Source organism: Fluviicola taffensis DSM 16823, from assembly GCF_000194605.1.
GTDB classification, from domain to species: Bacteria; Bacteroidota; Bacteroidia; order Flavobacteriales_D; family Crocinitomicaceae; genus Fluviicola; species Fluviicola taffensis.
Window position 1 is genome coordinate 3,386,026 of the sequence record NC_015321.1, and the last position, 11,862, is coordinate 3,397,887.

General features: G+C 36.1%; 13 protein-coding genes. 3 read left to right on the forward strand and 10 right to left on the reverse strand.

Annotation, left to right across the window (positions count from 1 at the left end; translation table 11 throughout):
- Window positions 1-32 precede the first annotated feature (32 nt).
- Entirely contained in the window at window positions 33-563 is a 531-nt protein-coding gene (gene msrA, locus FLUTA_RS14690; RefSeq protein ID WP_013687680.1) for a peptide-methionine (S)-S-oxide reductase MsrA, read from the forward strand.
- A 43-nt stretch (window positions 564-606) separates the two neighbouring features.
- Here the strand turns inward: msrA and FLUTA_RS14695 are convergent, their stop codons facing one another.
- A complete protein-coding gene (locus FLUTA_RS14695; RefSeq protein ID WP_013687681.1) occupies window positions 607-1,035 on the reverse strand; it encodes a hypothetical protein in 429 nt (142 codons plus the stop codon).
- 90 nt (window positions 1,036-1,125) lie between these two features.
- Between FLUTA_RS14695 and FLUTA_RS14700 the strand changes: the two genes are divergently transcribed.
- Window positions 1,126-1,854, forward strand: a complete 729-nt coding sequence (locus tag FLUTA_RS14700) for a leucine-rich repeat domain-containing protein (RefSeq protein WP_013687682.1) — start codon at window positions 1,126-1,128, stop codon at window positions 1,852-1,854.
- On the opposite strand, the gene FLUTA_RS14705 is transcribed toward FLUTA_RS14700, so the two are convergent.
- The 8 genes from FLUTA_RS14705 to FLUTA_RS14740 all read right to left on the reverse strand — a co-directional run bounded on the left by FLUTA_RS14705 (window position 1,851) and on the right by FLUTA_RS14740 (window position 7,850).
- A complete protein-coding gene (locus FLUTA_RS14705) occupies window positions 1,851-2,387 on the reverse strand; it encodes a CPBP family intramembrane glutamic endopeptidase (protein WP_083800565.1) in 537 nt (178 codons plus the stop codon). The genes FLUTA_RS14700 and FLUTA_RS14705 overlap by 4 nt on opposite strands.
- 1 nt (window position 2,388) lies before the next feature.
- Window positions 2,389-2,874, reverse strand: coding sequence for a cupin domain-containing protein (locus FLUTA_RS14710; protein WP_013687684.1), 486 nt, complete (start codon window positions 2,872-2,874; stop codon window positions 2,389-2,391).
- Window positions 2,875-3,657, reverse strand: coding sequence for a hypothetical protein (locus tag FLUTA_RS14715; RefSeq protein ID WP_148235445.1), 783 nt, complete (start codon window positions 3,655-3,657; stop codon window positions 2,875-2,877).
- A gap of 83 nt (window positions 3,658-3,740) precedes the next feature.
- On the reverse strand, window positions 3,741-4,325 hold the full coding sequence (locus FLUTA_RS14720; RefSeq protein WP_013687686.1) for a nitroreductase family protein: 585 nt from the start codon (window positions 4,323-4,325) through the stop codon (window positions 3,741-3,743).
- 352 nt (window positions 4,326-4,677) lie between these two features.
- Window positions 4,678-6,105 carry a thioredoxin domain-containing protein gene (locus tag FLUTA_RS14725; RefSeq protein WP_013687687.1) on the reverse strand — a complete coding sequence of 476 codons (1,428 nt, stop codon included), beginning with the start codon at window positions 6,103-6,105 and terminating at the stop codon, window positions 4,678-4,680.
- 2 nt (window positions 6,106-6,107) lie between these two features.
- Entirely contained in the window at window positions 6,108-6,569 is a 462-nt protein-coding gene (gene coaD, locus FLUTA_RS14730) for a pantetheine-phosphate adenylyltransferase (protein ID WP_013687688.1), read from the reverse strand.
- 1 nt (window position 6,570) lies between these two features.
- A complete protein-coding gene (locus FLUTA_RS14735; protein WP_013687689.1) occupies window positions 6,571-7,110 on the reverse strand; it encodes an RsmD family RNA methyltransferase in 540 nt (179 codons plus the stop codon).
- A complete protein-coding gene (locus FLUTA_RS14740) occupies window positions 7,101-7,850 on the reverse strand; it encodes a DUF3822 family protein (protein ID WP_013687690.1) in 750 nt (249 codons plus the stop codon). The genes FLUTA_RS14735 and FLUTA_RS14740 overlap by 10 nt, the downstream gene beginning before the upstream one ends.
- A gap of 193 nt (window positions 7,851-8,043) precedes the next feature.
- Between FLUTA_RS14740 and FLUTA_RS14745 the strand changes: the two genes are divergently transcribed.
- A complete protein-coding gene (locus tag FLUTA_RS14745) occupies window positions 8,044-9,477 on the forward strand; it encodes an ATP-dependent DNA helicase (RefSeq protein ID WP_043023851.1) in 1,434 nt (477 codons plus the stop codon).
- A 61-nt stretch (window positions 9,478-9,538) separates the two neighbouring features.
- Here FLUTA_RS14745 and FLUTA_RS14750 read toward each other — a convergent pair whose 3' ends face one another.
- The gene (locus FLUTA_RS14750; RefSeq protein ID WP_013687692.1) at window positions 9,539-11,839 is read right to left on the reverse strand and encodes a hypothetical protein; all 2,301 of its coding nucleotides are present in this window, start codon (window positions 11,837-11,839) and stop codon (window positions 9,539-9,541) included.
- Window positions 11,840-11,862 lie beyond the last annotated feature (23 nt).

Below are 11,862 nucleotides of genomic sequence, written 5' to 3' on the forward strand. Positions count from 1 at the left end.
AAAACTTCACGTATTTTTGATAAAAAGATTAAATGGTAAAAGAAGCAACATTGGGTGCTGGATGTTTTTGGTGTATTGAAGCATGTTATAATGATCTAAAAGGAATTATTTCGGTGACTTCAGGATACGCAGGTGGACATTTGGATAACCCAACTTACAAACAGATTGGTACAGGAAATACAGGTCATGCAGAAGTAGCGCGTGTTGTTTACGACGATGAAATTATTTCCTACGATGAGTTATTAGAAGTGTTTTGGTTTGTTCATGATCCAACACAATTGAACAGACAAGGAAACGATATTGGTACGCAATACCGTTCTGTGATTTTCTTCCACGACGAGGATCAAAAGGAAAGGGCTTTGACTTATAAAAACAAATTGACGGAAGCAAAAGTTTGGGATAATCCAATTGTAACTGAAATTGCACCGCTTTCAACGTATTTCCCTGCGGAAGATTATCATCAAAACTACTTGGAATTGAATCCTGGAAATGCATACTGTCAGGCAGTAGTGAGACCTAAGTACGAGAAATTTAAAAAAGTGTTTGCTGATAGATTAAAATAAAAACTGTTGGGACGCGACGCATCACGTCCCTTACAGTTTTTTATTATAATTCGTCTTCCGATCCTTCTACCGGCGCAACCTTTCCACCTTTTGTATCTTTCTTTTCAGCTCGTTTTTCCTGCATTTTTTCACGTTTTTCTTTTTCCCATGCTTCGTATTTTGCATACTGATCAGCTGAAAGAACTTCTTTGTATTGTGAGTTACGTGAAGTTTGAGTTTCTTTCAATTGAGTCCTCTTTTCATCTCTCGATAAGGAAGTATTGTTACGAATTGCATCGTTTTTTTGAGCAATTCCCAAATTGATGTTCTGAATTTTTGTTTTTTGAGTTTCATCTAATCCCAATTTTGCAGTCATCTTTTGAGTCAAACCTGTTGCTCTTTGTTCAGGTGTTTTGTGCTCTTTTTTTGCTTGCTGCTGAGCCATTGCCGTTCCTCCAACAAGGAATACGAATGCTAAAATAAATGTCTTCATTGATTCTATGTTTTTAATGATTTATTCTCTTATGACACAAATTATGCCAATAGGTTTAATTGAGTTAAAATTATCGTACTTTCGAGTAGCATGATGCGAAATCTAATTTATGGTCTTTTTATTTCAACAGTTGCTGTAGCGTGTTCTATCATAACTTCTACTAGAACTAAGGGGAGGGAAGTGTTTTTGAATTACAAAAGATTGACCGAAATTCCCTATGAACTTTATTACGATACAAGTATTACGAAGATTTCTCTTTTTGGGAATCAAATAACGGATATTGAAGACGATATTTCGAATCTTCAAAACTTAGAAGTGCTTTACATGGGAAGAAACAAGTTGAAATCATTCCCAAAAGCTATTTGTTCGTTGAAAAATCTAAAAGTGCTGAGTCTTGCTTACAACGATATTGATTCTATTCCGGATTGTATTTGTAGGATGAAGAGCTTGGAGCGGATTTTTCTTTCCAACAATAAAATCGTGTATGTTTCAGATTCATTAGGAAGTTTAAAAAAGCTAGAACAGTTGGATTTAAATCGAAATTCAATCAAAAAATTGCCAGAAGATTTGGCGTATTTGGCGAAAATACAATTCCTGGATTTAAGCTTTAATAATTTAGATAAATTACCCGATTCAATGCAATATATGAGAGGCTTGCGGGAATTGAATCTCCAATATGCTGGAGCGCTTTTAAATGTTCCAGAATCGGCATGTAGTTTGCGTTTTTTAGAGAAAATCAAAGCAGATCCATCCATTGTTTTTCCCATGTGTTTCTTAGCACAGCGTACAAATAGATTGGTTATTTACATCGAACCTTAGTTTCTTCCCCAAAAATAGAAGAGCACGAAATCGTAACTCGCATGGGCGGCAATGCAAAACCACAATCCTTGTTCTCCAGAGATTGCATAGCTCAAAACGAGGATAAATAAGCAAACTAAGAGTCCGTATTTGGTCGTTTCTAAATCATTTGGAAGAATGTATCCATGAATTGCAACGAAAGCAAGAGACGCCAAAATAGGATGAAGCCATTGTTGAATAGCCATTCGAAAGAGAATTTCTTCTCCAAATCCAGCACAAAGCGACAAAAAGAGAATATCAAAGAGGTTTAAGCGGAGAGATCTGATTAATTGATGTTGCATCGAAAAACTTTTTCGTGCGATTTCGGTATTGGTTGCAATTAGCATGATGATTCCAAATACAATTCCAAATTGAATGCCTATTGCGGTCCAAGTACTAACTATCTGATCGATTTGCAGGAAGGATTCTATTTCGGGCATTCCACAGAGCAACCAGCCTAATGGAGCCATCAATAGGGTTGCGAAGCCCATCAGGTAAATTCTCCATTTTGACATCTTACGTCAGCTTGGTAATGATTGACTGATGAGCTGGATAAGCTACAAGGAGTTCATCTCTTGAAAACAATTCGAAATCTTGGAAATCAAAACCAGGAGCAACTGCACAGGAAACAAACGCATATCCTTCGTCGTCTTTTAAATGTGATCCAAAAATAGTTCCCGCTGGCACAACATGAAATGGGACTTCCTTCTTGGAAATATCCATTCCTAGTTCTATCGTCTGTAGTTCTCCATTTGGAAAAATACTCTGAACAAGAAGTGTAGATCCTTCATGGAAATACCAGCATTCATCCGATTTGATGCGGTGAAAGTTGGAGGTGTTTGTACCTGTAATCAAAAAATAAATACTTGTCAATAACTGACGGTTTTTTCCTGGAATTGAATCTGAAGAACGATAAGTTTCTGCATAAAAGCCACCTTCTGGATGGCTTAAAAGCTGAAATTTTTCAATCAGTTCTTTTGCGCGTTGAGGAAGATGTTCCATTTATTCGATAATGGGTTTGTTACCTGGATCTTTTTTCTTTTTGGGAGTTGGAATGAAATACCTGAAATCAATGGTGAAATACCCTGCAGAAATTGGATTGTATCCAAAAAGCTGTTTCCCTGTACCACTTTGTCTTAAAATGGCAACTCCAAATAAAGGTTGCTTGAATGGTACTTTAGCACCAAACCCTAAGAAAAATGTACCTGCTTTTTCTGTTCGATATTCAACACCAATTCCAGCATTAAAGGCAAAATAAGTACTTGAGGTTCTTCGTCCTTGAACAATGATATTCTTCTTAGCCTCAGGTTGCATAGAATCTTGAACATCTGAAGGATAATGAGTAATTGAAACACCTAATGAGGCATCCATGAACCATTTTTCAGTCATTTGCACATAAAAAAGGCCATTTATTGGAATGTCATAATTGATGAATGATAATTTTTTGCTGGTATAAATATTGGAATCAGGAATTGAAATCCCCACTTGATAAATACGTCTTACTTGAGAAATTCCAGTTTCAATACTGATTCTTTTTGTCAATCCAATTCGAACGGTAGCACCAAAAGTAAATCCCCATTTGTTATGGAAATCGGCAGTCATTGTTTGACTACTATCTTTTATTTGAGTATGGACAGCTCCAATGAAATTATTTGGAATGACAGGTGAGGCAACAATGCCAAAGAAGGAAGGAAAACGTTCTTTTTTTGGTCGTTTCTTAAATGTTTGGCCTATAGATGAAATCGAAATAGCACAGAGAATAAAGATTAAACCGAATTTTTGCATTGGCATTGGAGTTGTTTTCAATTTCTTTTTTAAACGATTATTTTCTTTACATGGTTGGGTACACTAACGGATAGCCTATCCAATTATTGTTTCCATTCTGTTAAGTATTCGATTGGTTTTCTTTGTCCCTTTGGCCATTCTATTGCTGGATAACCGAGGTAAAACAAGCCCACGCAACGTTGATTTTCAGTTAGACCAAGAGCGTTTTTGAAGCTGTCAAATTTGATGATTCCAGGAGTTGCCCAGAAAGCGCCAATTCCCTGAGCAGTTGCAGTGAGGTGCATATTTTGTACAGCACAAGAAATGGCCGCGAAATCATCATCTTCACTTATTTTTGTATCTTCTTCCCGATGTAAAATGATTGCAATAACTGCATTTGCCATTTTTGGACGATTCATCAATTTTGCTAGTTTACTATCGATTTGTTTCTCTTTTGGAATCTCTTTGAGATAAACAGATCCTAGTGTTTCTGCTAAATCAACTAATGCATTTTCTTGAAATACGATAAACCTCCATGGTTGAGTAAGTCCATGAGTTGGAGCCCAAACAGCATTGTTTAGCAGTAATTCAATTTGTTCCTTATGAATTTTTCTGTTGCTGTATTGCTCTGGATAAATTGTTCTTCTATCGCGAATAATCGCAGTTACTTCACTTAGATTGTAACGCATTCTTTGTTTTTTCTGTAAAAATAAGAAAAAGCGCAGCTTTTGAAGACTAAATTATGACAAACGTTAGTGCGAAAATAATTTAGGAAAAGCGACAGCTTTTGAAGACTAAATCATGACAAACGTTAGTGCGAAAATAATTTAGGAAAAGCGCAGCTTTTGAAGACTAAATTATGACAAGTGTTAGTGCGAAAATAATTTAGGAAAAGCGCAGCTTTTGAAGACTAAATTATGACAAACGTTAGTGCGAAAATAATTTAGGAAAAGCGACAGCTTTTGAAGACTAGTTACAATCCCGTATGTACGGGATTAGTGCGGAAGTAACTTGGACGTTCGCTAATTAGCATCTTTCTATTTAACGATCTGAGCCATTTCCTTCTTTAAGTGCTTTTTGGATTAAGTAGAATACTTTGTCGATGGTCTCTCTGTTTCCATTTGGTAACGGACCCAAAGCTGGTGCGTTCACAACGTATCCAAAGGGATCAATTAAAATATAGGATGGATAAGTAGTTACATTGTAGCTTCTGAAAATGGAATTACTTTCTTTGGTTGCAATGACTGTCCAAGGATATTCATTCTTCAATTTCGTGTAATCGATATCCGTTTTATCCTTGTAAACCATCATAAATTGTACGGATTCTTTGTATCGTTCAAAAATCGGCTTCAGTAAATTGAGTTGCTTTTGGTTTTCAACGCTTGCTGGATCTACAAAAAAGAGATACAAGTATTTTTTATCTGTACTCGAAAGCGTTCTTACTTTTTCGCCATCATTCAATAAGAAATCTGGAGCTTTAGCACCTTGAGTGAGCTCTGTAAGCCTGAACCGAATGTTTTGAGCAATCATTCTATTTTCTTCAAACAATCCAAATTTGGAAACACTATCAAGAATGCTGATGATATTTGTTTGAGGATAATCCCTCTCATGATAAATTTCCGAAAGTATTTTGAGCATAATGACCTCCCTAAGTTTATATTGTTTTGTTAAGGTATATTCTCTGGAAAGTGCTTTACTAATTAATGTGGGACTCGATTTTACAATTCCCAAATACACCAAATTATTGACTTCGGAATTAATTCTTGGTAATAGCTTTTCGTAAAAATGATTGACATATTCCATATACGCCTCATTTTGGTAGTAAACAGGGGTTGATTTGAGATAGAAGTCATACTTTTCATATTGATTTCTATTTCCAGTAAAACGCAAGTCATCTAACTTCGCTATCATGTATCTTCGGTGATAATTGAAGTATTTGTCGATGGTATCTGAATGGTAATAGCGATCTACTGCCGTTTTAAACGTATCCAAACGAGCTACGAAAAATTTCGAATCAGCATTGTTTTTGGTATAGTATGTGGCTACAAACTCATCATTCCAACGATTGAATTCTAAAATTTTATAATTGATATCTTCCTTTGGAAGGTTGAAAAACGACAATTCTACAAAATTTCCAGAAGGGTTGTATGAATCGTATTTATTTTTTTCTGGAAACAGAATTTCGTATTTCCCACCAGCATTAGCAAATATATTAGCTTTATTATTTCCCGACTTGATGACTAACTTACGTGTTTCATCTAAGTTAAAAACAAGACTAAATGTACTGTCGGCTTTTACCGTAGCAGAAGCAATTCGCTCTTCGCGGTAGGTGATGTAATCTAAAATCTGATAAATTTCAACCTCTTTACCTACATAAGTTGGAGCGTATCCATTAATTTCAGTAATAACTTGACCGAAACTTGTGAAAAAGAGAAGGTGAAAAAAGAAGAATAAGTTGTATTTGTTCATGTCTACTTAACGAGTTGTTCGAAATTTGTTACATACTTATCAATTTTCCCGCCATTTTTATAAATCTCCCGAATAATCGTTGCATTGATTGCAAATAGGGAAGTGTCGGGTATTAAAAATACAGTTTCGATATCCGTCATTGAACGATTCATCAAAGCAATAGGAACTTCGTAGTTGAAATCTTTCACATCTCTTAATCCCCGTAAAATGTAGTTGCAACCTTCGTCTTTGCACAAATCAACGGTTAATTTTTGATAGGTGATTACGCGTATTTTTGGTTGGTTTTCAAAACAACTTTGAATGTGCTTTAGTCTGTTTTCGAGTGGAAAAAGGTAGTTTTTAGTTGAATTTATTCCAACTGCAATAACGATTTCATCAAATAAATCCAATCCTTTGCGGATAATGTCTTCATGACCTTTTGTGAAAGGATCAAATGATCCAGGGAAGCATGCACTTTTTTTCATCTCATTCAAATTGAAAGAAACTAAAGTAAACATTACCAAAGTTTCGGGTTTCTAAATAACCACTTTCCTGACTTAAATCGGTTTGTTTTCCATGTTCTACTAAACAGATTCCGCCTTCAGCCAATAACTTGCGTTCACGAATGATTCGAACAAGGCTGTCATGAAAAGTCAAATCGTAGGGTGGATCTGCAAAAATTAGATCGTAGGTTTCTCTGGTATTGTCTAAGAAATTTCGGACTTCATTTTTACTGATATTCCACTCATCGCCAATGTTTAATTCGTTTTTGAGTTTGTACATGTATTTGATACAAACGGGGTGTTTATCCACAGAAGTGACATTCCCCGCTTCACGCGACAAAAATTCCATGGAAATATTTCCCGTTCCAGCACATAAATCCAAAATATTGAGATTTATTAGACTATATCTGTTTTCCAGGACATTAAAGATCCCTTCTTTCGCATAGTCGGTTGTTGGCCTTGATGGAAACGATTTAGGAGGACTAAACCTTCTCGCTTTATATATTCCTCGAACTATACGCACAATGATTGGTATTGAAGATGATTGGAAGCTTGTTGCTCCACTTTTGTGTGTTCAAACAAATTTATTTTTTTCAACTGCTCTGCTAATTTCTGGAGTGATTTTTCGATATTTTCGCCTGTTCCATGCAGGAATAATTCGTTTTTTGTGGTGATTTCCAATTGATTGAAAACCGTTGCCAAGTGATAAACAATATCTTCTTCGCTTTGATATTCTTGAATACTTGCATGAGTCAAGTTTCCGTCTTTTCGCACAACCAATGAAAATTGCTCTTCGTGAATAATTAAATGACTGCGTAAAGGAATCAATGAACCAGTTGTCAAAAATCGCAATACATGTGCAATTTCATGTTGAATAACAATTCTCGGTGCTTTCATAATTAAGACCGATTTTACCCACATGGGAAGTTGATAAACAATTACGGAACTCCATTCAGGCAACCGATTGTACTCTACATCTTCTTTCGAAATGGTTTTATGAACAGAATATTGGAGCAATTTTTCGGGCGAAGATGCTGCAAATAACGCATTTGGAACCAAGGAAAATTCCTGACCAAAGTAAGAACAGGAGAAATTCTCGAAGCGATCCAAGTTTCCTGCTTTTTCAATAACCTGTGTCAAGGTTTCTTTATAGCCAACTTCCGTTTTTTTGGTACAAAGAACCTTTTCCAATAATTGAACCTCACTTCCGATAAGCTGGAAAGCCGCAATGCTTTGTTGAGTGATTTCTATTAGTAATTGCACAAACTGGTTTTATACAAATATAGTAAAACTCTTCTGAGCCAGCTGTCTATTTGTTCTCGATACATTCCGTCCGTCAATTCGAGTTTCCCAACATTTTAGTCGGGATGTATTGAGAATAACTGGCAGAATACTCGAACTCACATAGACGACAAGTATACTAGATTCATAATTTAGAATGTTTACTTTTATACGAATGAATCAAGCAGCTCTTCAACAGGAATGTTATCAGTTAATTTTATCTTTTTTTGGTCATCAACCCAATGAAGAGCAGGAACTTTTGATACGTCATTTGGCTAGTTTTACATTTGAATCCGAAAATCCAGCTTGTTTTATTTTGAAGGGTTATGCAGGTACTGGGAAAACGACCATTCTTGGGGCTTATATTCAAGCATTGAATGTGATTAAGCGAAAAACGGTTTTAATGGCTCCAACAGGAAGAGCAGCTAAAGTGCTTTCTTTGCGATCTAAAATGCTTGCTACAACGATACATAAGCGTATTTACTTTACAGGAACTGGACCCGATGGATCGGTGAAATTACAATTGGCTCCGAATAAATCGAAAAATGCCATTTTTATTATTGATGAAGCATCTATGATTGGCGATTATTCATTGCAAAATGATGGAAGTGTTTCTCGTAATTTGTTGGAAGACGTATTTGAGTATGCGTTAAATGGAGAGAATTGCAAATTAATTCTACTGGGTGATGAAGGTCAGCTTCCACCAGTCGGAGCGGATGAAAGTCCTGCATTAAGCACTGCTTATTTGGATCAGCACTTTCCCTTGGTTCATTTTACGGTTTTTGGGTTGACCTCTGTTGTGAGACAGCGTGTAGATTCGGGGATTTTAGAAAATGCTACCCGTGTTCGACAAGCTCAGGTTCTAGAATCGGTTCCTCAATTGGATATCCATTCATTTCAAGATGTGAAAGCAGTTCCAGGAGATGAGTTAATTGAAAAAATTGAATCAGCATATAGCAATTATGGGGCAGATGAGGTGATGATTGTTACCCGATCGAATAAGCGCGCAAATCTGTACAATCAAAACATTCGCAATCGGATTTTGATGATGGAGGAGGAGTTGTGTGGAGGTGATTTGCTCATGGTTGTGAAGAATAATTACTATTGGTTAGATCCACTAAGTTCTGCGGGATTCATTGCCAATGGCGAGTTGTTGAAAGTACACCGCATTCGAAAGATTGAAGAGCTTTACGGTGTTCGATTTGCGCATTTAGAGGTTTCCTTGATCGATTATCCAGATTTAGATCGCTTTGAGGCAATTGCCTTTATGGAAACCTTGACGATTGAACAACCAAACTTAGATCGTGGTTTTTTAAAGAACTTGTTTTTTGAAATCGAACAAGATTTTATGCACGAACGGAACAAGCAAAAGCGCTATCAGGAAATTATGAAATCACCTTATTTTAATGCACTTCAAATCAAATTTGCCTACGCAGTTACGTGTCATAAATCACAAGGAGGACAATGGTCTGTGGTGTTTGTAGATCATGGTTATTTAGAGCCAGAACAATTGGATTTTTCGTTCTTAAGATGGCTTTATACTGCAATAACAAGAGCAAGTGAACAATTGTACACCGTTAATTTGATGGAAGAACTGGTTGAGAAGTAATTATCAATTATGAATTCTTGAATTATCAAGATTTTTCTACTTGATAATTCATCATTGATAATTACTTACTATTCAACAACTCTTGCCATTTGAAAGAAGTAGGTCCGCAGCTTACTTTTGTTACATCCAACTGTTTGTTCAAGCGATCAATGACGATTTTAGCATCTTCTCGGCTCAAATAAGTTCCGGCAAGTACATTGAGTTCACTTTTTAGCTTCTGAATCACTGTAGCAGTTCTAAGGGCTGATAAATAGTCATTTCCAGTTAGGCGATACTTGTTTAATTCCGTTTGGATGGTTTCATTTGGTGCTTTTAGATTTGTTTTCACTGGATCTGTAAAAGTATTCACTTCCAGAAGGATCCCTCGGTTTAGAAAAATATTGACTTGTGTGGAACGCAAACGCAAATAGGCTGAATCCATTTTAGATTTTAAACGCTCTTCATCTGTTCCTCCTAAATAGGCATTCCATTCTGTTCTGTCGGAATTTCGCACCACATTGGAACCATTCCACTTTCCAACTCCTTGCCCGCGTGAAATAACGTCAAAATTGAGTTTTTTATCTAACAAAGCTTCAAAAAATTGGCGTACTGAAACACTATCCTTTTGCTGAAGAAGAGGTGTATTCAATTCCCATTTATTGGATTCAAATTGATCGACCAAATTGAGCTGAACACGCGCATCAAATCCAGGTTTAGAATCAATTAAGTTCACATGAAGCATAACTTCATCGGCATTATCGGATAAAGGCCCGCTTGGAATTGCGATTAAGCGAACTTCGAACGGTGTTTTCAAGGTATCTGCTTGAAAAGTAAATTCTTGGGTGTATAAATCAAAAGTAGAAGAATCTGCAAAGGTGTAAAATCCATCCTTTTCAGTGAATTCAACCCAGTTTAATCCCATTGCCATTTTGTAAACGTCCAATCTTCTTTGATAAATCGCTAATAAATCAATCGCAACTTTCTTTTCAATTTCCAATTCCTCAATCATTTTTTTATAGCGGTCATATTCGCCATACAAGTAAACAATTTCAGATTGATCTTTTCGACGTGTTTTTTTATCTGATTTGGTTTTTGGTTGTGCTGTAAATTCACCTCCTGTAGTTTTTTTAAGAGCTTTTCGCTTTGCTTTTTTTACAGAGTTTGGGACTTTGTTACTTGTTGAAATTGGACGTTTCGTCATGTCTGAGTAACTCTTTTCATTTCTATTGATTTTGTCTTCCGTCTCGTCTTTCTTTCTTTTAGCAGTTTCTATGTCATAATCATAACCTTTCTTTCCGTAGATTTTATCCCAAAGTTTAGCTACTTTATCCTTTTCTAGTTCATTGATAACACTTTGAAATGTTTTTCCATCATTGTACGTTGAATCGGGAGATAAAAAGCGTGTATCGCTAGAACCAAATAGGTGATACGATTTTCCGTTTCGTTCAATGACAACAGTTGTTTGTTTTTTTGAATTGTATCCCCAAACATCAAAGTGAAGTTGAGTCAACCTGTTTTCTCCAACTGTTTCAAAATCGAGGGTGGGCATTCGAATGGGTTCAACATTTGTTTTATTGCGCTTAGAGGCATCAATCAATTTGACTTGATAAGGAAAGAGTCCGATTGCTTTTGGCAATCCTTTATTCCACCGGCCATTTTCGTCTTTTTCACGTTCATTCAACAATCCAGAAGTTTCCGAACCATCTCCAGCAGCAATGAGTACATTTTTATATTCATTGGAACTTCCACCTAGTTGTTTAAAAATTTCGAAAGAACGAAGTTCAATAAAGGTGTTAATGGTTTGATTCATTGCTTCGATAGTCACCAATTGATCATTGGCATTTAAAAAGTTGAATGTTGCCAACATGGATGCTTTGTCATCAAAACTCAAACTCGGATTCAAAACGGCATAAATCTTCTTTTGAATTTCTTGGGAACCATTATTTGATATCAGTGCAGCAGGAGGAAGTTTTGATTTTAAGAGTGTTTCAAATTGATTGTATTGAATCAAATATCTTTCTAATTCATTCTCCGATTGACGAGAAGCCATTAACATTTTGTTGAGCTCCCACAGCGCCATTTTGTTTGCAGCTTCAGCGATGATTCCCTTGGGCGATTTTTCAATTTCTTCTGCACGAATGAACAACGAGTTGGGATGATTGATAATATAATTTTCAATCGAATCGTAGTTTAGTTCCTTATTCATCAATCGAACTTCTGGACCCGAGTATTCAAAATAACGGCCAATGCTATTGTCTAGAATGGGACTTTTTTTGACAATGTGAAAAAGATAAGCGCGATCTTCTGATGTAAGGGAGTTGGTTCCTTGACTTAAGCTAGTAAAACCAATGATTGAGAGTAAAAGGGCGTATAAATAATTCATTCGTTGCAATATAGAATTCAAAT